This window comes from Providencia stuartii (assembly GCF_029277985.1).
Lineage (GTDB): Bacteria > Pseudomonadota > Gammaproteobacteria > Enterobacterales > Enterobacteriaceae > Providencia > Providencia zhejiangensis.
The window spans coordinates 3,961,579-3,984,530 of the sequence record NZ_CP119546.1; the positions used below are offsets into that span (position 1 = coordinate 3,961,579).

At 37.8% G+C, this 22,952-nt stretch carries 18 protein-coding genes and 1 pseudogene; 12 read left to right on the forward strand and 7 right to left on the reverse strand.

The genetic code is table 11. The features are described 5' to 3' along the window. The gene (locus P2E05_RS17940; protein WP_154621990.1) at nt 1-969 is read right to left on the reverse strand and encodes a siderophore ABC transporter substrate-binding protein; all 969 of its coding nucleotides are present in this window, start codon (nt 967-969) and stop codon (nt 1-3) included. Between the two features lie 828 nt (nt 970-1,797). On the opposite strand from P2E05_RS17940, the gene P2E05_RS17945 reads away from it, so the two are divergent. Together P2E05_RS17945 and P2E05_RS17950 are read left to right on the forward strand one after the other, a co-directional pair. Next, a complete protein-coding gene (locus tag P2E05_RS17945) occupies nt 1,798-2,256 on the forward strand; it encodes a hypothetical protein (RefSeq protein WP_196713671.1) in 459 nt (152 codons plus the stop codon). A gap of 24 nt (nt 2,257-2,280) precedes the next feature. Next, the gene (locus tag P2E05_RS17950) at nt 2,281-2,625 is read left to right on the forward strand and encodes a thioredoxin family protein (protein WP_247047704.1); all 345 of its coding nucleotides are present in this window, start codon (nt 2,281-2,283) and stop codon (nt 2,623-2,625) included. Nucleotide 2,626: 1 nt separating this feature from the next. Here the strand turns inward: P2E05_RS17950 and P2E05_RS17955 are convergent, their stop codons facing one another. Then, the gene (locus P2E05_RS17955; protein WP_276122936.1) at nt 2,627-4,054 is read right to left on the reverse strand and encodes an SPOR domain-containing protein; all 1,428 of its coding nucleotides are present in this window, start codon (nt 4,052-4,054) and stop codon (nt 2,627-2,629) included. A gap of 1,128 nt (nt 4,055-5,182) precedes the next feature. Beyond that, entirely contained in the window at nt 5,183-6,382 is a 1,200-nt protein-coding gene (locus P2E05_RS17960; protein WP_276122937.1) for a nicotinamide mononucleotide deamidase-related protein YfaY, read from the reverse strand. Nucleotides 6,383-6,663: 281 nt separating this feature from the next. Here P2E05_RS17960 and P2E05_RS17965 point away from each other — a divergent pair, with 281 nt between their 5' ends. Together P2E05_RS17965 and yegD are read left to right on the forward strand one after the other, a co-directional pair. Next, nucleotides 6,664-7,317 carry a CPBP family intramembrane glutamic endopeptidase gene (locus tag P2E05_RS17965; RefSeq protein WP_272657229.1) on the forward strand — a complete coding sequence of 218 codons (654 nt, stop codon included), beginning with the start codon at nt 6,664-6,666 and terminating at the stop codon, nt 7,315-7,317. Nucleotides 7,318-7,391: 74 nt separating this feature from the next. Beyond that, nucleotides 7,392-8,744: a molecular chaperone gene (yegD, locus tag P2E05_RS17970; protein ID WP_247047816.1), complete on the forward strand. Its 1,353-nt coding sequence runs from the start codon at nt 7,392-7,394 to the stop codon at nt 8,742-8,744. A gap of 246 nt (nt 8,745-8,990) precedes the next feature. Here the strand turns inward: yegD and tnpA are convergent. The 3 genes and pseudogenes from tnpA to P2E05_RS17985 form a co-directional block, all read right to left on the reverse strand. Next, a pseudogene (tnpA, locus tag P2E05_RS17975) lies at nt 8,991-9,354 on the reverse strand (IS200/IS605 family transposase). A gap of 346 nt (nt 9,355-9,700) precedes the next feature. Continuing rightward, complete coding sequence (locus P2E05_RS17980) at nt 9,701-11,404, reverse strand: lysophospholipid acyltransferase family protein (RefSeq protein WP_154622004.1); 1,704 nt, start codon at nt 11,402-11,404, stop codon at nt 9,701-9,703. 414 nt (nt 11,405-11,818) lie between these two features. Continuing rightward, complete coding sequence (locus tag P2E05_RS17985; RefSeq protein ID WP_272657228.1) at nt 11,819-12,409, reverse strand: HutD/Ves family protein; 591 nt, start codon at nt 12,407-12,409, stop codon at nt 11,819-11,821. 448 nt (nt 12,410-12,857) lie between these two features. Here P2E05_RS17985 and P2E05_RS17990 point away from each other — a divergent pair, with 448 nt between their 5' ends. From P2E05_RS17990 to P2E05_RS18015, 6 genes are all read left to right on the forward strand, one after another. Beyond that, on the forward strand, nt 12,858-14,897 hold the full coding sequence (locus tag P2E05_RS17990; RefSeq protein ID WP_272657227.1) for an McrB family protein: 2,040 nt from the start codon (nt 12,858-12,860) through the stop codon (nt 14,895-14,897). Between the two features lie 29 nt (nt 14,898-14,926). Continuing rightward, nucleotides 14,927-16,219: an McrC family protein gene (locus tag P2E05_RS17995; RefSeq protein WP_272657226.1), complete on the forward strand. Its 1,293-nt coding sequence runs from the start codon at nt 14,927-14,929 to the stop codon at nt 16,217-16,219. A 358-nt stretch (nt 16,220-16,577) separates the two neighbouring features. After that, nucleotides 16,578-17,117 carry a dihydrofolate reductase family protein gene (locus P2E05_RS18000; protein ID WP_272692163.1) on the forward strand — a complete coding sequence of 180 codons (540 nt, stop codon included), beginning with the start codon at nt 16,578-16,580 and terminating at the stop codon, nt 17,115-17,117. Between the two features lie 691 nt (nt 17,118-17,808). Beyond that, entirely contained in the window at nt 17,809-18,540 is a 732-nt protein-coding gene (locus P2E05_RS18005) for a class I SAM-dependent methyltransferase (protein ID WP_163863140.1), read from the forward strand. 706 nt (nt 18,541-19,246) lie between these two features. Then, on the forward strand, nt 19,247-20,158 hold the full coding sequence (locus P2E05_RS21790) for a PAAR domain-containing protein (protein ID WP_163863143.1): 912 nt from the start codon (nt 19,247-19,249) through the stop codon (nt 20,156-20,158). A gap of 453 nt (nt 20,159-20,611) precedes the next feature. Beyond that, the gene (locus P2E05_RS18015) at nt 20,612-20,968 is read left to right on the forward strand and encodes a cell envelope integrity TolA C-terminal domain-containing protein (RefSeq protein ID WP_163863145.1); all 357 of its coding nucleotides are present in this window, start codon (nt 20,612-20,614) and stop codon (nt 20,966-20,968) included. A 61-nt stretch (nt 20,969-21,029) separates the two neighbouring features. On the opposite strand, the gene P2E05_RS18020 is transcribed toward P2E05_RS18015, so the two are convergent. After that, entirely contained in the window at nt 21,030-21,482 is a 453-nt protein-coding gene (locus P2E05_RS18020; RefSeq protein WP_163863147.1) for an IrmA family protein, read from the reverse strand. Nucleotides 21,483-21,598: 116 nt separating this feature from the next. On the opposite strand from P2E05_RS18020, the gene P2E05_RS18025 reads away from it, so the two are divergent. Both P2E05_RS18025 and P2E05_RS18030 read left to right on the forward strand, forming a co-directional pair. Beyond that, entirely contained in the window at nt 21,599-22,186 is a 588-nt protein-coding gene (locus P2E05_RS18025; RefSeq protein WP_272657838.1) for an inovirus Gp2 family protein, read from the forward strand. 105 nt (nt 22,187-22,291) lie between these two features. Then, the gene (locus P2E05_RS18030) at nt 22,292-22,501 is read left to right on the forward strand and encodes a helix-turn-helix transcriptional regulator (protein WP_272657839.1); all 210 of its coding nucleotides are present in this window, start codon (nt 22,292-22,294) and stop codon (nt 22,499-22,501) included. The last annotated feature ends 451 nt before the right edge of the window (nt 22,502-22,952 follow it).

Genomic DNA, 22,952 nt, shown 5'->3' on the forward strand with positions numbered 1-22,952 from the left:
TTAGTTTGTTTGGCTTTTTTCCAGTGCGTTATTAACATCATCCATTAACTGAGAATAAGTTTGAATACCACCAGCGATATAGACCGCAGTTGGATCAAGATAGGTCACTTGCTGCTTATCCCATGCAGATGTTTTTCTTACTAATGCATTATCTAATACTTGTGCAGCAGGCTGCGCATCAGTACGACCGATTGCACTATCACGATCAATCACAAACAACCAATCTGGGTTCAGTTTGACCAGCAATTCTGCGTTAACAATATTACCGTGTCTGCCTGTGTCTTCACCGAACACATAAGCAGGTTCAAAACCTAACTCATCAAAAATAAAGCCAAAACGTGAACCAGGACCATAAGCAGAAATTTTACCGCCACTCACTAGAATCACCATAGCTTTACCTGCATTTGGTGTTTTCGTTTTGATATCCGCAATTTTTGCTTTGAAATCACCAACTAACTGCTCAGCTTCTTTTTCTTTGCCAAACAGCATACCCAATTCAGTCGTGCGTTCTGTTAAGCTATCGATAAAACGTTTGTTATCAATATCCATTGAGATGGTGGGAGCAACCGCACTCAGTTTATCGTATGCATCACGAGCACGACTACCACCTAGAATGAGGTCTGGTTGAGCGTTACTAATGGTTTCATAAGCAGGTTCGAACAATGTCCCTGCATTGGTATATTCTTGGCCGCTATATTTAGATAAGAATTTGGGTAAATGGACGTTAGTTTGTGGAAGACCCGCGACTGGAGCACCCAGTGCATCCATAATATCTAGGGTTTCCATATTCATCACGAAGACTTTTTCAGGATGGCGGGGAACGTCTGTTTTACCTTGAGCATGCTCAATCGTGATCGTTTGTTTCTCAGCCGCCGCAGAGGTTTCTTTGTTTTCTTTAGATTGATCACAACCCGCCAACACTAAGGCCGACAATAAAACTAGCCCCGAAGTTAATGATTTTACAAACATCCAATTTCCTCCATCTATACTCTAAATAATGAGAGTTATCGCTTTAGGTGTGATGAGCCGACCTGATTTATTAAACACATCGCATGCTCAACACGGTTAGTAACATCACAAAAACAAGCTTTGAACTTATGATGTAACCCGCCGATTTCACCCATATCACAAATAATGGTGCTATCTTACCTTGTACTTAGTACAAATGATATTAGTTTACATTTGCATTCAAAAGAAATGGTAGCGAACGCACAAATTCCTAAAATAGATCTTATTCGCAACATATAAGTACTTTGAGGCTATCCGCAGCGGATCAATCGTCATCGAATACAAAAAGGAGGGATATAAACTAATAAAAATCGAAACAACACACTGGGCCATATTGCCTATAGCACAACCGTTTCTACGATAGCGATGCTCACGTCAGGGCTATTGGAGGACAATGCAATCTTGCTACTCACACACTTGAAACTCGCATCCATTCTCTAATAAAAAATCATGCATAGTGATAATTAAAATATAACACTCAAACAATATTACGATGTAATGATATCAATCATAGCTCCCTCTAAATAATACACTCGAGATTGAGAATAAACCCTGTTAAAAGTCAAAAAGCGTTTTATCAATAAACGGTATTTCCCTCTAATAGCGGTATATATTCCGACTCAAAATAGTATTGAAAGGTCGCTAATCAACTTATCTGAAAACGGCGTCAGCATAAATTAGCTGTAGCAAAATAAACTCATCAGTTATATAACAAGTTAATCAAACCGTCTGATAATGTTTATAGTCGTTAAATGCCCCCCTTACACAATAAGAATATTAGGATTCATTATGCTAACTTACCGTAATATAGTGTGTTTTACCCTCTCTTTAGGATTACTTTCTCCCATTGCTCTTGCGAATTCCCATACTGTTACTGTCTTCCAGTGTGTCAATAAAAATCAAAAAAAGGTCAATGTCAGTTTAGTGAATGGGCAGTATATTTATCAGTTTGGTAAACTGAACCAAACACCGGATATCACTATGGAGAGAAAGCCAGAACAATTAGTGGCGCGCTATTTCAATCCAAAAGGTGCTGATACCGATACGGGTACTGCGCAAATCTATGAGATGGATTTTCGTAACGGTCACTACACCTATACCATATCCTCTGCATATTTAGGCACAAAGCATGAAGCAGAAGTCAATGTGTATCAAAAAGATAAATTTCTCACTAGCATTTCTTGCTTACCTAACACTATTGTCGATAATCTTAGCGAACATATTTTCGATTTACCGAGTGATCATTAAATTTTAGGTAAAATAGACCTCATTATGGCGATCATCAAACACCTCGATCAATGCAGTTTTAATCGTGCTCTCTTAAATCCAGAACAGCCTGGGCAGATCGCCGTTGTGTATTTTTCCGCCTCTTGGTGCCAGCCTTGTAAAAATATGCGGCCTATCTTTGAGCAATTACCGACACAACTAAATAGCACTGCTATTCATTTTGGCATCGTTGACATTGCTCAGTCTCCTACATTGGCACCTATCTACGGTATTCGATCGGTGCCCTCAATTGCCTTATTTAAAGATTCACGCTTACTGACGGTGGTGGCAGGCGAAGTCTCACTACAGCATGCCACAACAAAAATACAATCCGCACTCACGACGGAATAAATTAATGCAACTCCGATTGGACATGTCGCAAACTACGCACCCATGGCTTATCACGTTGAATGGCTGCGGGTAAAGTCTTCAACGCTCGTTTTGCTGACGATAAATTAGCAAATTCGCCATAAACCAAAACATACCATTGACGCCCATTGCGCACAGTTTCATACACTAAATAATTCGATAATTTATGGCGACGGGCTTGGTCATATAGACCGGAGGGTGAACTCGCACTGCCAAGCTGCAACGTATAATGTAAAGCGCTAGCTGTCCGCAGCTCACCTCCTAAGTTATACACTGGGCTTATCGTTGATGATGGCTTATTCTCGACTTTCGCGGTTTTTACCATAGCAGAAGAGTTATCCTGTTTGGCCGTTTCTTCCTCTGGCTTCATTGTGACATGTAATATCTTATTTTCAGGTAACTTACGAAGTGTCGCAGCCAAATCAATGAGTTTTGTCTCTGGTGTTTGTTCATCATCATAACGTAAGGGTTCCACTATTGGGTCAGACACCACACCCTCCCCTTCAATCACTCCCTGTGCTAATCGTTTGCTTTGCCGCGTCGCATTATTCGCTGGCTCTCCTTGCTGCTCAGACAATGAGGGCTCTAGGGTTGTGGTTTGCGCTGATTTTTTTGGGAGATTGCGTGCAACCTCAACAGGCTGAAGCGGCTCTACAGGTAAATGGTTAGCTATTTGGGTCTCTTCTTTTTGTTGATGACTAAAAATATGATGTGCAAGTAACTTCCCGTGTTCTGATAACTGATTCAATGCATCATGATATAGGTATCCACTCGCACGAATCACCTCAATGAAACTAGGCAGGGTAGAAAATTTTTGCTGAAATTGCTCATACCTTAGTGGTGCTAAAGTGGGATTAAATTTCGGTACTGAGATGATGGCATTTTGCACTAACGCAAGATCAATTTTTGGCTGACGAATTGGCTCTATTTTAAAAGGGTTGCTCCCAATACCTTTATTTGTCATTTCCGGTAATTGTTGGCAAAGCTTCAGATCAGGCTCTGCAATGAGCGCGCGAGATGCGGGTGATAACATTGCGGTTTCTGCTCGAATTTCAGCAAGAAAATTTTTGGCAAGGTCATGCACTTCTCCTTTCGCGTGTGACGCTTTTTCTAACCACCATTGGGCGCAGGCCGTATTTTGTATTCCACCATCGCCAAAATAAAATAAAATGCCTAAATGGAGTTGCCCTAGCGGGTATCCCTGTACCGCCGATTGATGAATATAATAACGACCTTTAACGAGATCAACAGGAACGCCATCCCCATTAATTAATTGCACACCTTTATCATGAGTCATTTCGACCGATGAACTCTGTGTCTGTGCAATGGAGTTACTCAGAAAACTACTGCCTAAAACGATAGATAAAATAGCAAATTTAACGATACTGCGATGATGCTGTGAAATAAACATGAAATAATTCCAAATAAGTAATGTAGAAATAAACGACATGCACATCGGTAATCAATTTAAACGTTATTTGTAAGGTCAGTTGTCACATTCAACGATGCATTATTCTCATACTTGTCTTATAAATAAGAAAAAGTGAAGACCAAACAACGATAATTTTTACCTAGCCCATAGCTACGTCATTCACTGGTTTCATTGTTAACACACCAAAATACAATTGCTAAACCATAGCAGTGAACGGATTCGTTCAATCTGTTTCTATTAATTTATATTTATAGCTCTGCCATAAGTTTGATAACATTTTGCGGACAACTGTATATTTACACAATGTCATATTAGAGGTTATCGTTCCTTCTATCTTCTCACGATGAGAGTCTGTTAAATACATTCTGAATCGCTCTCCATTTGATGGCTCCCTGTGATATGACATAATAGACACCCGTTGCCCTATTATATCGATAGAATCTCTACATCCGTATTTGTGCGTTCACCTAAATAGCCACATCATCTGATTACAGAGATGTTTTTTTGTTTATAATCGCGATTAGCTTGCAGTAAACCATACTGCATTGCCTAATGATAATACAATGAATTATTATAAAATCATCTATTTTTAATAAGATATTCTTCGTTTAGCCTTCTGTCTTTTCTAATATTCGTTCAATATTTTCATATCATGCTTAACTCGCCAAATAAGCACAATAAAAAAATAAAATAATTATCTTAATTAACAGTCAGTTGCTTTAAAAAATCACAATTGATATCTTTTGAAATAATAAATGTGATTTATTAAAACAATATAAATATATTTTACTTATATTGGCCATCATTTAAAAAACAATTCACGCCCATTAAAGTCATTACGCTGATAAAGTGGCTAACATTTTATGTTGCATAATCGATTCTCCTCCTTCATTGAGAATAAAAAAATAAAATCTCATCACCTCATTTACGTCATTAAATAAGTTAAAATTAAAACCCACCATTAAGTAAAACTACCAACGGCAATGATGTTATATAATATAAAAATTTAAAAATTCAATAATAGATAGATATTATTCGTTTGATATTATGAAGGGGCGTTTTATAAACGCTGTGTTGTTTCATACCAAACACAGCGCATAGCCTAGATTACTTTATTAATGTTTCTGATTGTTCTAGCCACTCATATTGACCAAAAACTTCACGTTCATTGAGCCAACGATGCAACATATCTAACACTAACATGACGCTAACTTCCTGCTTTACCTTAGTACTATGATTGCTTGGCATATAACGCACACGCTGGGCATAGCTTTTTTCAGGTGTGTATAATGCTAATGATAAACATCCATCATGGAATCCACCCACCGCTAAACCGATATGCGTATTTTCTTGTTTAGCCATTTCACGAGCATGACTTATCAGCGTTAATAAGGATTGATCTTCTTGTTGACCAATCACTTTCCCGCCATTGAGTGGCACCGATGCAGTATTTAACGTCCATGTCAGCAACCCAGCGCTAAACTCTTCACATATAGCAACGCTAACTCGTTTCGCATTTAGCTCTCGACAGATCACACTTGGTAAACCTTCGGTGCCCTCAAAAACCAAATTTTCGCCAACACCATCTTTAATCACTTGCCACTGAGTTAACATCTGCTCTTTTAATGTTGCAGGACCCGTCAGCTTCAATTCAATAATCGGCATAGACGAGCGATAACCAAGCACACACCCGTCAGGTAAAGGTAGCTGATCAAACTGTTTTGCTAAACTACTTTCACTACGGCCAAAACTGGTTAATCGCAAACAGAGCGGCGCTTCATGAAATGGATATCGCTGACGTAGCCGTGGCAAAATTTGCTCATTCACCATCACTTTAAATTCAGAAGGCACCCCCGGCGTAAAAAACAACCAGCATCCATTAAGTTCCATCGCGAAACCACATGCTGTACCAACAGGGTTATCCACGAGTTCCGCCCCTTCTGGTAATAGCGCTTGTTTACGATTTGTTTTTGGCATCACTCGCTCTCGGGATGCAAAATAGCGCTCCATCACGGCAATCCATTCCGCATGTTCAACTAAAGGCACTTCTGCCGCCATTGCGGCCGCCAGAGAACTTAAATCATCTTTGGTCGGTCCTAATCCACCATTAACAATCAAAATATTTGCATATTCACTTCGTTCGCGTAAAGTTCGTACTAAATCATTTAGATCATCACCGACCGTTGCTCGCCCATTCAATGGGAAGCCTGCTTGGAACAAACAATCTGCTAGCCAAGCCGCATTAGTATCCACAATTTGGCCATGTAATACCTCATCCCCAGTACTTAACATCTCAACAATTAGCATCCATGAACCCCTGTTTGTGAATGTATAACAATTTTTACTAAGCTACCCCATAATTGCGCTCACTCAAATAAGTATTTAATGCATATCCCTTTGATTTATTTTGTCAGTCGTTTTCTTTTGACAGAATGGTGGAAAGGCGTATTTTCGATGATTTAAGCAACCTATATCGCAAAATATTTCATAAATTTTTATTTATAACGTGAATTTATCTTAAATTTACGTATATTACCAAACCGAAATCCAACGGAATAATCACGTTATACGAAAAAGGATATTTATCTATGAATCCGCCAAAGAGTCGCATCGCTCATTCACTCATTTGTCTCAGCGCATTTGTTGCTTGGTATTTATCACCCTTTTTCGTTCTATTGATGCCAGATGCGAATAACTTGTTAACTTCCGCATATGCATTTCCATTTATTTCAATACTGTTGATGTTGCCTTGCGCTTTAATTTGTTGGTCTTATTACCAAAAGAGATTCAACCTTATGCCTATTGGTAAAATTGACTGGCAAGCACTCATACTCCCCATCTTTGCGTTAATCGGACTGATGTTTCTGAATGCACTATTCGGTGTTGAAGAGGAGTGGGTAAAAAGCGTCAGCCATATTAGTGGGTTGGTGTTTTTCCTTTATGTAATCGCCTTAATTATTGCGGCACCTATTGGTGAAGAAATTATATTTAGGGGCTTTTTACTCAATGCTGGCATGTGGTATGGCGCGAGAGGAAAATGGCTCGCTATCTTCGCTTCCTCATTTTTATTTTCCTCTGTGCACTCGCAATATACCTCGTTCAGTACCTTTATTATTCTCATGATAATGGGGGCTATTTTTTGTCACGTTAGAATTCACACTCGCACACTCATTGCACCAATATTACTCCATGCGTTAAATAACACAGCGGCGGTATTATTCATGTCAACCATGTCATTTTAATAGTGGTAATTATGCACTGCTTCCGGTAAAGTTTGCCGCCTTTTCAATATGCAACGAAGGTCATTGGAGGCAACATGTTTATTGGCTTTGACTATGGAACATCAAACTGCGCTGTCGCAATCATGGATAAAGGAACCCCCACTCTTTTACCTTTAGAAGGCGATAACGCTTATATTCCTTCAACCCTTTGTGCACCTACTCGAGAATCTGTTTCTGAACATCTATTTCGCCATCTAAATATCACGCCATCGGATGCAATAGGTGAGCAAATTCTCAGACGTTCATTAGCTTATAACCGTGAAGAAGGTATTGAATTAGCGCCTGAAGATATTGTATTTGGTCAAGCAGCATTGGATTTATACCTTAAAGATCCTCGCGATGTTTATTATGTCAAATCCCCCAAATCCTTTCTCGGTGCCTCCGGCCTACACGAAGTTCAGATCAGTTTCTTTGAAGACTTAGTGTGTGCGATGATGGCCAATATTAAATATAAAGCGGAACAACACCTTCAGCAGAGGATCTCTGATACTGTTATTGGCCGCCCCATCAACTTTCATGGCCGAGGTGGTGAACTAGCCAACCAACAAGCAGAAGCTATTTTGGTAAAAGCGGCAAAACGAGCAGGCTTTAAAAATATCGCCTTCCAATTTGAGCCTGTTGCCGCAGGTCTAGAATATGAATCGACTTTACACCAAGATCAGACCGTATTAGTTGTCGATATTGGCGGTGGTACCACAGATTGCTCACTGATCAGAATGGGGCCAACTTATCGTCATAAAACAGATCGTACCGAGAGTTTATTAGCGCACAGCGGCCAGCGGATTGGCGGTAATGACCTTGATATCTATTTGGCGTTAAAGCAATTAATGGATCAGTTTGGTATGAGCAGCCAAACAGTGTCAGGGATTAAAATGCCAATTTCTCAATTTTGGAACCCTATCGCGATCAATAACGTAGAAGCTCAAAAAGATTTTTATGCGAAACAAAATTTCGCCGCTCTCAATCGTTTAAGACAAGATGCACAAGAACCAGAAAAGTTAATTCGCCTCATCGAAGTTTATCATGACACTTTAGGCTATAGCCTCGTTCGCCGCGCTGAAGAAGCTAAAATAGCCTTATCTAACGATGAAAATTATTTGGCTCGCATTCCATTAACCAATGAAACGCTAGAAATTAATATTCATCGTGACCAAATGGTCGAATCTATCGAATCACCAAAAAGTAAAATGATTGAATTGGTTAAAGAGGCGGTCAACCAAGGTGGAGTTCAGCCTGATGTTATCTTTATGACTGGAGGTTCAGCACAATCACCAGTTTTAAGCCAAGCTATCCAGCAACAGCTCCCCAATATTCCGATTGTTCGCGGGAATGATTTTGGTTCCGTTACCGCAGGTCTTACTCGCTGGGCTGAAATCTGTTTTAAATAAACAGGTGACAATAGCATTTAGCCTGCTATCGACAGAATAATCCAGTTTGGTTACAGGGGATCATGATTAAATGAATCCCTTGGTTTTCTGATCAAAAAGTAGAAAAAAACCGATTCCAGAGGTTACCAATAGTAAAATGCCACCTCTAAAAAGGTGGCGTTACATTGATTCCCGATAAGGTAGCTGTATTCCTGATTAATCCTCTAGTAATGCCATTTGTTGCTCAAGTTATTGAGCAACTTTATCCTAATACCTTACATAACGCCTGATAATAACGCCATCACCCTCCAGCGTATCAACAAAATATCCACTAGCCCAAAATGGTGACTTCAGCGTTTTTTACGTATAGGGAGCAATCGATTATCACGTCTTATTGCACTACATCCTTTCAGGACTCCCATTTGGGTTGAAATTAATAACTGAAGAGGGATCATGGCAACAAAATGGACATGCTCTGGCTGAACATTTAGCTCTAGCACTTCACTGCCCTTCATATTGCAGAGAATATAAATTGTTCTATCAGGCTCTTTCCCGACGTTACTTTCAATATCTTATAACGATATTTAGGCGTTCGAACTCGATGATATGTGCAACGCCAATACCATATGATGACCGCGGTATAAACCCCTGTGATTTCCTCTTTACTTGTGGTGAATAAGAGGATGTTTTTAGCATGGATTACCTTTCGGCTATCGTCTCACAAATTCAACCCTCCTAAAAAGGGGGCTTAAGACTGACCATTAAAATGCGTGTGCTAACACGGTATTCAGACTGCTGCCAAACCTATTATGTTTGGCTGCAAGTCGAATAGGTTTTGAAAATAAACGAAGAAAATCAATTTATAGATTTTCAGCTGATAACACACAGTGGGAAAACCACGCTTTTATCCCGCGTTGTCAACAACCTCAATGCCGTGTGCTAGCACGGCATTGTTTCTCAAAGCACGATTTCATTTGCTATACCTGATGTACTGCGACATAGCGTTGGTAGCGCGTAGGTTTGAGTTTCGTCAAATCCACTAACACCAACCCATCAATACAATTGTTAAAGGCGGGGTCAGTGCCAAAATCAATAAACTGTACCCCACCTGGCTCACAGAGTTCAGTGTATTGCTTGTATAAAGTCGGTATAGAACAACCAATATTATTCAAAAGGCTCTTCAGTTTAATTAAATCTTCTTGATAATTATCCCCTGAAAATTGCGCTAATACCTGTGGCAGTGATGCAGGGTATGGTCGACGAGACTGTGCTATTACATGTTCGGGCGAAAAATAAAGCCGATAAAAAGCAATTAATAAGTCTCTCGCCGCAATAGGCATCGCACCAGATATTGATACGGGACCAAATAAATAACGATATTGAGGATATTTAGCAAGATAAGCCCCGATTCCCAACCAAAGGTAATCAAGTCCCCGCTTTCCCCAATATGCCGGTTGAATAAAGCTACGGCCTAATTCTATGCCTTGCGCAAGGATGGGAAGCATTTCTTTATCATAATGAAATAACGTATGGCTATAGATGCTTTCAATTCCTTTTTTTGCCAATTGTTCAGCAGTAGGAATAAAACGATAAGCGCCAACAATTTCTAATTCATTTTCATCCCATAACACCAAATGATAATAATCATCGTCATAAGTATCTAAGTCTCGCCGCCTTCCCGAACCTTCACCGACTGCCCGAAAAGCAATTTCTCGTAATCGACCCAGTTCACGTAAAATTGGGGTTCTCTCTTCATCTTTTCGACGATAAAGAAAAATAGCCTTGCCGTCTGGAGCTGTACCTAATCGTTCGCATGCGCTTAATGCCTTTTTTAATTCAAGGCGATCTTCAGGTAAAGCAATCGCGGACTCACTAATAAATAACCCTTCTTTTCCTTGCCCTAGAAGATAAGTATGGCGACGAAAACGCTCAGCAAGATCATGCGCTCGCGTATGCCCATCATGCCAATGAGTAAAGGGAATACGACCACCAATGCGAATTTTTATTCGTCCGCCCCGTTGCTTAAACATTTCACGCACTAATAATAGGGTAGATAAAGGACGATAAATAAATGAGGTCAAATAAAATAGATGGCTATTTCGCCCACTAACATGAATAGGCACGATTGGGGCTCGCGCTTTAGCAGCTAAGCGCAAAAAGCCAGTATGCCAATGACCATCACGAATACCTTTAGCGCTCAATCGAGAAACTTCACCCGCAGGAAATAAGATCAAAGCCCCCTGTTTATCTAGATGCTGCTGCATCGCTTCAATTTGTTTTCTGCTCGTACGGTTCCCCATATTATCGACAGGAACAAATAAACTACTTAGTGGCTCAATATAATTTAAAAGTTGGTTTGCAACGATTTTAACATCTGGTCGAATGGTTGCTACGGTTCGCAAGATGGCTAAACCATCTAACGAACCTATCGGATGATTTGCCACTAACACAACAGGGCCTTGAGAAGGGATATTTTCTAGGTCGCCATCAACTAATTCACAACTAATATTAAAATGCTCAACTATTTGCTCAACGAGATCTATTCCTTTTAAATGCGGGTAGTCTTCTGCAAACTGTTTAAATTCTTTTTCCAGTAAAAGTATTTTCAGTAAATTACGTTGCCAAGCGGGAGGGGATCGCTCAGGAAATATATCTTGCAACAAAGCATCCAAACTAAACATAATATTGTCTCCTAGTTTAGTTATTGCAAATCTAAGCTAGAATAATGACAGTCACGTGTCAAACTCATGACAGAAAAATTAATTAATCACTATTTGATTAATTAGCTATATTCTTTATTAATATAGCATAAAAACCCAATATCATCAGTGTGACACCGCGAATAATGTTATTCTCTCCAATCGCTCCAAATATGAACATCACAACACACTTTAATAATAAAGAATATAAAAGCACGGAGATTTATTATAGATAGCGATAATCAGATTAAGGGTATGTGAGACTTTACCTCTTTCATTTCCGTTGTTTTTTAGTAAAAAACTTTATTATTTAGAATTAATAAAGATAAAAAAACAATCTTCATTCACGCTGTTCATTTTATAAAAAAGAACAGCGTTACCAACTAAGATAAAAGATTATGACTTAGAGAATAACTCAATAAGACAAAAGTCATATTCTGATAGAGATGCTGCAATATACGCTAATGAATTCCCTTCATTTTCCACCAACAATGTTTCAAATGCATTCAAAGCATAAGACTTGCCATCGACAGTGACATTAAGTTGGTCTGCGATATTAAATATCAATACTCGCTCGGCATCACTAATCCATGGAACAGGACTTTGCTGTGTATGGAACCAATGAAGGCGAGCCGCATATTTTTCTGGATTATAGATAAGGTTAAAATCACGAATGGCCTCATCTAACAATTCAGCATAAACATCACTTTCTCCATGAAATGCAAAAAATTGTTTTTGCCGCAATGTTACCGCTGCTTTTTGGTCAATATGTAGAGCCAGCCCCGAACCACCATCAAGTACACCAATGATCCGTTTTCTATTTGGAAAATGGGAGAAAGCGCCTGCTGTTTTAACATCTGCAATAGAAACGCGCCAATCAAAATCAGTCAACCCAACACCGTGACTACGCGCAATTTCTAAAGTAAAACCCTGCCCATTTTTCCACGGCATCTTTTGATAGTTTTCAGCTGATAATACTCGGGTCATGGATCCATTAGCCTTTAAGTTAGTGGTTTTGTTGTAAGGATTTAAACATATACTAAAAAATAGCTAAATTATACTGAACTCGTTTTAGTCGTTCATTACACGATGAATGCTTAAGTGAGCAAACCGATAATTTTTTACTTAAATTAGATAGATGGCATAGTGATAACTATAAAATCATCCACCACTCAAGCGTTAAACCACCCCGTTTTCTAAGATATTCTGCAAAAAATTAAGGGGGCACTATGTGAATCTATTTTAATGATTAAAAACCAAGCAGCAATACGCGTTGAATTAATTTATCTAAAAACTTTTCTTGGATACTTAAAAAAATAATACAATCAGTTAATTTTACTAGTAAGATTAACTGATTGTATTAGAATCAAATAACTAAAAATAAAAGTAAAAATTTAAATAATCAGTCGTATCACATAGTAAAGGAAACATCACAATGGCTCTTGTGGATAATGTTGAGGCGGGTAAGCTGACTCTAAGTGAATTGATTAACACTTTGGCAAAAGATAAAAACTATTCTCTGTCAAAGTGGAATAAACGATACCGAGAATTAACAGCACAGCTACAGAAAACGTCAACATTCTTGATGCCTGAAACCGATGATTTGCTAAAACGACTATGGTATGAACGTAGTAATGGTATTGCGAGTATTAAACAAGGTGTTCCATCTTTAGTTGAATACGAACAGAATCTCCCACTACTTAGAGAGCTCACTGAGCGCATTCGTCAGCAGCCAGATGAAGCAACCTACCAATACGTCAACGATGCTCTGCAAGAGGCCAAAAAAAATGGGCAATTTAAGCGTATGTACTGGAGCTTAAAAAATCGTGTATTTGCCGCCTTTTCACCCGAAATCTGCACCAGCACAGTGGACGAAAATGCGTTTTCTAAAACAGCAGATTTCCTTAATAAGCAATTTCACCTCGGTTTGGTACTGAAGGGAAATTGGTTACAAAAAAACCACGAGTTGAAGCAAGCTATCCACGCACAATCTCCCAATATAGATCCTTATTACGTGAATATGGCTACTTGGCATCTCTATGAGTTGCTCCGTGAACGTGATAATCAACAAAAAAAGAAAACGGTACCTACCCCCCGATTAACCGCCAGTCATGAACCCAACACCACTAAAACCCTTTCACATCAACCAACTAACGTGATCTACTTTGGCCCACCAGGCACAGGTAAGACTTACACATTGCAGCAAAAAATGAAAGAGTACACCTCTCATGCTATACCAGCCGACCGCGATGCTTGGCTGGATTCTCGCCTTGAGCCATTAAACTGGATGCAGGTAATAACGTTAGTGTTGCTTGATCTTAATAAACGCGCAAAAGTGCGCCAACTTATTGAACATACATGGTTTCAGCGTAAAGCATTATTAAATGACCGTAATAGCAATTTATCAAATACAGCTTGGGCTACTTTGCAAGCCTATACCGTTCCCGAATCATTAACCGTTGATTATAAGAATCGGCGTGAACCTGCGATATTTAATAAAACAGATAATAGCGAGTGGCTGCTAATTGATGCACAGCTCGAACAAGTAGAGGATTTGCTCTCACTTTACACCGAGCTTAAACATGGCCCTAAACCTGAGGAAGCCATCCAACGTTTTGCTGTGGTTACTTTTCATCAATCTTACGGCTACGAAGAGTTTATTGAGGGTATCCGCCCTCGCTCTGACGAAAATGGCAATATCTCTTACCCTATTGAGCCGGGTATCTTTATGCGCCTATGTCAACGCGCCAATGCCGACCCAGCGCATCGCTATGCTATTTTCATTGATGAAATCAATCGCGGCAATATTTCCAAAATTTTTGGTGAACTGATCTCACTCATTGAAGTGGACAAACGGGCTGGCATGCCCAATGCCATGAGCCTGCAACTGTCTTATAGCCGTGCTCATTTCAGTGTTCCCGCCAATGTTGATATTATTGGAGCCATGAATACCGCAGATCGTTCTTTAGCTATGATGGACACGGCTTTACGCCGCCGCTTTGACTTTATTGAAATGATGCCTGATCTATCTTTATTAAGTGATATAAAAGTTAAAGGTATTGAACTTGAGCCTTTGCTAGAAAGACTTAACAGCCGTATCGAAGCACTTTATGATAGAGAACACACATTAGGACATGCATTCTTTATACCCGTAAAAAAAGCACTCGATACTCACGATGAAGATTCCGCATTTGAACAATTAAAGTGGGTATTTCAGAATAAAATTATCCCTCTCTTGCAGGAATATTTCTTCGATGACTGGAGCAAGATTAGATTAGTACTTGCTGATAATCAAAAATCTGAGGAGCATTTACAATTCGTCATTGAAAAAAATAACGATTTAGATACGCTTTTTGGTAGCGATCATCCATTAGGAAGCCATATTCAGCAATTAACAACATATGAATTAGAGGCATTTGATCAGGAAATTTGGGATACCCCACAAGCCTATAAAGCAATTTATCAACCACAATAATCCCCTTTTTATAAGTAGGCTAGAAATATATGGATGAAGTCATTTCTATTTTCGAGTATGACCTTTTAGGAAGAGAAAAATCATCGCCTACTGGCGTGAGAATACTTCATCCAGAACTCTTTGATTATTTAGAGCAACTGAGTTTAGCAACTCCTCAAGGAAGCAAATTATTCAAATTGACTTCACGCTCAGGTTTTAAATTACTTCAGGTACAAAACTACGCTGGAGTCTTATATACACCTCATGGCACACAGCTTGAGATATTACCTAAAATTGGTAAAAACCTCACGAGTAAGAGTGCACGAGAAGTCTTTCTTACAATGTTAAGCCATCTTCCTAACTTTCGACATCTTCGAACACAACAGACAACGCTACAAACTCAACATACACCGCTGCTTGAAATTTTTATCCACCAATTTTTGTATAGCGTTAGCCTATTAATTAAACAAGGTTTACGTTCAAATTATGTAAGTGAGCAAAATAACTCGTCATATATAAAAGGAAAGTTAATTCTTTCAGAACAATTACGACATAACATAGTGAATCGTCATAGATTTTGTATTGAGTATGATGAATACATGCCTGATTGTGCAGCCAATCGGCTTTTACACTCCGCACTAAATGCGTTGGTTAGTTTAAAATTATCATCAGAGAATCAACGCTGGCTTTACGAATTACGCTTTGCTTTTGACGGTATTCCACTGAGTCGTGATATTGAAAGCGATATAAATAGCCTACGCTTGGAACGCGGCATGGCTCATTATCATGAACCACTCATTTGGGCACAATTAATTCTCAGGGGAATGAGCCCAACCTCTTTACAAGGAAATGTTAAAGCAATATCACTTTTATTTCCTATGGAAGCAATATTCGAGGCTTTTGTTGCACAAACCATCCACAATGAATTGCCTCCGGAATTTAAAATTGCAGCACAAGTAAGCAGTTATTCCTTAGTAACACATGGCAATAATAACTGTTTTAAACTTCGCCCAGACCTGCTAATTCAATCACGCCAGCCTGTTAAAGCTAAAATAGTGATGGACACTAAATGGAAGTTAATAAATTGCAAACAAAGAAAAAAATCACTATATGGGCTATCACAATCGGACTTCTACCAAATGTTTGCCTATGGACAGAAATATCTTAATGGAGAAGGTGAGATGTATTTAATCTATCCAGCACATGATGATTTTAGTCAACCAATACAACAACATTTTGCTTTTTCAGATACCTTGAGATTATGGGTTGTACCATATCAGATTACAGAAAAAGCAGGCCAAAGAATGATGTGGCCAGATAAGAGCTGTAATCTGATTAAATAAACTTAATCTATTTCAATATAGATAGATTATTATTTTTTCTCTGATTACGAAAACTCATCTACCATCCCTTGAATTCATTTATCTTTAATAAAATTATTTAAACTCCGTAGCTAAAAAATGAAAATATCAAAGTGATTTTCATTTTACCCAACAAAATCTTCTACAGAGTTATATTTTATGACAACACTTTATAATTATTGGTTATAAATCAATCAATATGTGAACCCTTGGTTTCTTAAGTGCTCTATTGGGACATCAGCAACTAATTTATATTGATCCCTAAGTAAACGTTAAGGTACTAATAGTAGAGAATAACGCCAACTATTTTGAACTGATTATTATTTTAAAGGAAAGTACTATGCGTAATATTATCTATATAGCAACCAGCCTAGACGGCTATATTGCTGATGCAAATAATCTGTTAAATTGGCTATTTTCCGTTCCTAATCCTGAACAAGATGATATGGGCTTTTCAGCGTTTATGCAAAGAATTGATGCTGTTGTCATGGGACGAAATACATTTGAAACTGTATGTAATTTTGATGGTGAATGGCCATACAATAAACCCGTATTTGTCTTGTCAAACTCAATGAAAGCAATACCAGAAAAACTCATAGGAAAAGCGATACATCTTGTACGGGGTGATATAACGGGCGTAATAGACTCAATACATCGTGCAGGCTTTCACACCCTTTATATCGATGGAGGCTCCGCAGCAAAACAATGTCTTGTAGAAGATTTAATCGATGAAATGATAATTACAACTGTACCGATACTATTAGGTGGCGGCACGCCATTATTTGGGCATGTAAAAGAACCATTGCAGTTTATTCATATTAAATCAGAACGTTATTTTGACTACATGGTTAAAAATACATGGTATCGCCAGCGGAAATAATGATGTAGTGAACATATATTTTTCTAAATAGGGTATAGTTTTTCATACCTCACGCGCTTCTATCGCTTATAGTCTATTGGATTAATTATAGTCAGTTATGGAGTATGAAAAACACCAAGCCTTGTCTTTTAATTAAAACATTAAATTTTCCATACTGGTAATTTTTCTAATATGCTTATTATAATTTCTGGTGATTGATCTTATCTATATATTGTTTCATCATAGAATATGACTCTTTGCATTCTTTTTAATCCGAAAGCCAATCAAATATATTAACAATATGAAACTATACTTCAACGATAACTTTAACGACACGTTTATTATCTTAAAAATAGTTAACGAATCATAGGAGTATTTGCTTATTTTTCATTATAAAATACACTATCACACATTATAACTGACTAATATCAGATATAAGTTTAATTTGACGAGTGCAGTCTAGGCATTTTTAACTTTTATAACCTATTGCTATTCATACAAGAAACACAACATAAAATAACTCAAGTATTGCTCTCTGAGCATTTTTCTCTACCTAGAGTTCTAAAATATTGTTAAGCCATACCTATATAACACAAAAAGTGCGAACAAAAGTGCCACCTCATTATATTATTGAAATGACCTAAATATAGCTTATCGCAATCGATTGAACGTTATGATTTCAAATTGAGGATCACTTAGGAATTATATGACTATGTCTGAACAGAATATCTATGATAATCCAATTTTCTTTGAGAAGTACAAAAGCTTAAGAATGAATGACACGGGTCTGAATGGAATAATGGAAGAACCCGCGCTAAGGGTGTTACTACCGGATTTAACGGATAAAATTGTTCTTGATTTAGGGAGTGGATTCGGTGATTTTGCTCGCTATGCCCATAGCATGGGAGCCAAAAAAGTTTATGGCGTTGAATTATCTGCAAACATGATTGAGCAAGCAAAGCTCATCACACACACTGACGATATTGAATATATTCATGCCTCAATGACTGATCTTCCTAAGTTTCAAGAAAGTTTTGATTTAGTGATTTCCTCTCTCGCGATTCATTACGTTGCTAATTTTAATCAACTTGCCAAAGAGGTATATTCACACCTCAAACCAGGTGGGAAATTTATCTTTTCGGTCGAACACCCAATGTGTACTGCGAAATCATCATCATTTATGAAAAATATAAATGGTGAATTTGTCTGTATGCCCGTTGATAACTACCAAAATGAATCAATACGCCACACTACATGGTTTGTTGAGGATGTTATTAAATATCATAGAACATTAGAAAGTTATATCACTGGGCTGCTTGGTGCAGGGTTTACCCTCGATGCTTTAAAAGAGCCTAAAGTCATAGACTCAGCGCTTATAGATAGGCCAGAAACAGCCATCTTTAATCGTTATGCACCTTTTTTAATATTAAGCGCATATCGCTAATTGTAAGCAGTGCACATTGGTTACGATTATTTAATCAGTATGGTGCTTTGTTCAATGCCAACATATTGGTTGCGATTGACTACAGGGTGTCGATATGAAGTAAAAATTCAAAACGGCACTTTGGGAACTTACCGAGAGAAGCGGTTAATACCATTTTTGAAAAGAATATATTGTCTTCCAAGCGCCAAAACCAAGGAGATGCTGGAGGCATGGAAATAAACTCTTTTTTGGTAACTAAAAGCATAATTGTTATTAAAAGATATATTCAACTCGAGAGAAGATGTATTGAATAAATTACGTTATGACAAGTTAACGTAATTACATACTACGAAAAGAGAATTTGAGACATAAAAAAAGACGCCTTTTAACGTCTTATTTTCACTTAAGTGGTGCGAAGGCCGGACTCGCCTTTAATAGTCAATGCATTGTTTTTGTTTGATATAAATTTATGGATAAATTTTTGTATACTTAAATGTATACTCGGTGGTTTGAGGTTTGAGAACTAAATTAATTAGCACCACTCCCTCTCTTACATAAGCTTCTGACATAATACCATTTTTATCCTTCCTGTTGGACATTATTAAAATACTAACACCCTACTCTTATTAATTGTAATCCTTAGTAATTGTTAAAAATAACTTGTCAATGCCTTAACACTGGTCAACAATAACATTTAACTTAAGTTCAGTTACGTTTAGGGACAGGCATGCCGATAGGATATTTTTTACGAGTTGGCGATAAAACAACATGTGGCGGTCAGATTTTAACCGGTGATAATACCTTTATATTTCATGGAAGATCTGCTGCACGTCAGGGCGATCTAGTTACCTGTGGAAAGCATTCTGGGACATACAACATACTTGGTGGCGTTAGCAATGTATGGGGTAATGGTAGAATGATGGCTGGGACACTGGATAGCTTTAGCTCCTGCCCATGCAAAGCAAGACTGATAAACTCCATCACTGATTGCTACAGTAAAGAAGATGAGCCAGCCAAAGCAAGATCTTTCGTTGAAACTGAACAAAAGCAGCTAATAACAACACCTAAGCCGCCATCAACTGTTAATAATGTTTTTAGTAATAATTTAAATATTCCCGTTATCACCAATCCAAACCCAATCAATGATTCACTCATTGAAAATCCTGTCAAAATATATGTAATGATAAACAACGAATGGATAGGCCATGTTGGGTTGGTTATTGGTGAAGGCGAAGGTTCTTTGTTATATGACCCTGCAGGCTCATATACTGGATGTTACAAAAGACAATGTGAAGATGGGGTAACTATACACCGGGGTTCAGGAGAATTTTTTGAATACCCAAATTATGATTGGGATGATTATTTAGCTTACCAGAGAGACGATGGTGAAGATATTGCTATAATTGAATTTGTTATACCTGAACAACAAGCAGAACTCCTACGTAATTTAGTCTTTGAATATGGTGGTGCTGGGATCATGGAATGTGCCAAACGTATTTATACGGTGTTACATGAAAGTGGCGGAATTTTTAGTAAGTTGGAAGAGCCTTTTTGGCTACGTTCGCCTTGGGAACTAAAAAAACAACTATTGGATATTTACTACCCTAGCCGTGGTGGGGTGATATCAGGTGCCTACTAAAATATCCTATATCTCATTATCTTTAGGTATTTTATTTTATTACCTTGAAATGGTTCATGAGTTTTTTTTCAGGCTGTATCCGAAGGCAATGAATACAGTGCCTATATTTCAACATCAAACCTTATTGAGTATCATTTTTGCTATTTACCTTTTATCTATAGCCCCCTTATTCTTTTTATGCATCAAAAGTAAGATAAATAATGGCTATCGTTTTTTATTTTACATAGCTCTACCGTACATATTTTCTGTAATTACTTGGTACTTTAATATTTATATTGCCAATCCAAATCAGTACTCCAGTAGTGGTTCAATCACTGGAGTACTTGGCCACATGTTCATGACATCTTATATAATACATGGTGTATTTTTAATTCCTATAGTTGCATATGCAGCTGATTTTTTACTTCGTAAAATGTTGAAGTAAACTGTTTTTATTAAATATAGAGCGATTAAATGATCATTAATTTAAAAAATTACATTCTTTTTTTTGTCATTCTTTTTCCTGCTTATTTAAACGCAGCCGCAGCTAATAAGCATCCAATGGATATTTATGCTTCAAATTTAAAAAAATCCATTCAAAGTCGGTTTTATGATGTAGACCTTTATAAGGGAAAAGAGTGCGAAATTAAAATTACTCTCAATGACGATGGAAAATTAATTTCAGCTATCCCTAATGAGAAAAATAGTAACAATGATCAAAATCTATGCATTAGAGGTATGGAACTAATTGAAAAAACACAATTTTCACCCACTCCAGAAGACGACTTAACATCGGATAAAAATGTGTTTAGTATTATCCTTCGTCCATAATAATCATAATGTTAATGCGATGCTAACTTAGCAGTTAACATCGGGTCATATAAACCAATTATTACTTACTTTTCGCCACCGAAACCTTAGCCAACCTTGGATTATTGGCCTGAAAGATCGATATCAGTGACTCAACTTTACGCCCGTTCTGATCTTTCACCACTCTAACGACTTCAAATTCAGCAACATCTTCACAAGGAATTTCCAATCTTGCAAACGTAGCACGAGGGGCGCTAGAATCGCCAAAAGGCTCCACTTCCAGTACCGTATCCCCTAATACTTTTTCTTGTCCATCTTTCATTCGCAGCGTTGGTTCAAAAGCACCAAACTCTGCGTGGTCGAGAACCATATGGTTACCGCCATTATCGAGGGTAAATGAATAACCACAGCAGCCTTGGTTAATAAAATTTGAGCTCGTATGTGTGGTGTTCGCATAACGCTGTTGTTCTTCAGCCAAACTAAATGCACTAACTGCCAATAGTCCTATCGCATATACACTTTTTATCTTATTCATTACCCTGTCACTGACTCACATAATTCATATGTTCATCATTTTTATAAAGTGATGAATTCTTATTTTTAACAGCATCCATTCTAGATATTAAATAAAACCAACCAAAGGTATCAATCATGTCTAGAAACACCCACAACGAGCATTACATTCAGAAGATAAACCACACTATTCGTAAATCACTCTTAACATGTAATCGTATTACAGCTATCCGCGTTGACTTGCGATTCCCATCAGAAGATATATTTTATTTTAGCGACTCCAGAGTTATCACACGATTCTTCGAATCCTTAAAAGCAAAAATAGATGCTGACCTAAAACGTAAAAATAAAGCATGGAAACGTAACCATTCATGCCCCTTGTTTTATGTATGGGTCAGAGAGTTTGGTGAGATAAACAACAAAAAACATTACCATGTAATTTTGCTATTAAATAAAGATGTCTATTGGGGTCTTGGCGACTTTATTAAAACCGAAGGGACGCTCTATGTATTCATACAACAAGCATGGTGTAGTGCAATTGGTGTTAACTACCCTGCCGAGCGTTATTTAGTTCATATCCCAAACAATGCAATTACTTGGCTAGATAACAATAATGCCAACAATGAAAGTACGATATTCGAATTAAACCAGCGCTGTAGTTACTTAGCCAAAGAACATACAAAATATTATGGTGATGGCGAGCGTTCTTTTGGATGCAGCCGTTAATCTACCAATAAAAAACATGAGAGGGATATCTTTTGGAAGAGAGATATCCCTAAACATTTATCGATATCCCTTCTGCCTTTTAACTTTAAAGACAGGAGTTCAATAATGAGCACTCAAGCGATTCCCTTATTAGATGACCAATGCGTTGATATGAAATTTATAACCCGTTTAACCAGACTAACAGATAAGTGGTTTTATAAGTTGATCCAAGATGGCGAGTTTCCCAAACCTATCAAGCTGGGACGTAGCTCTCGCTGGTTAAAGAGCGAGGTTGAGAATTGGCTACAGGCACGTATTGCCGAATCCAGAGCTTAACCCATTCCCCATCCTTCCGTATCAATAGCATCAGCTTTTAAATCACTCCTGAAATTTAACAATGAAAAAGCATCATGCCCGCCATGAGGCATAGCTATGCCACTACCAACACTAGCTAGAAAAATTCACCAAATCGCAGTTTACTAAGAAATTAATCATTGATTAAAAATAGCTACTATACTAGTTGAAGATCAAGAATATACATGTTCGTGACATCAATATCATACTCATTGTTATTCCTACGTATCTGTACTGCTTAATACATGATAAGACATCTCTTGCCATTTTTGTTTTTTTGCATTCCTTTTTGAAGTTCCATTAATACCAACTACAAAAAAGATACTATTGTTTTGATAGTATCTTTTTTATTCTTCTGTTAGTGTATAAAAAAACAGTGAGAGAAGTACTAATTGTGATTGAAGGACTAAATTATGCTCAACGAGAACGTCTA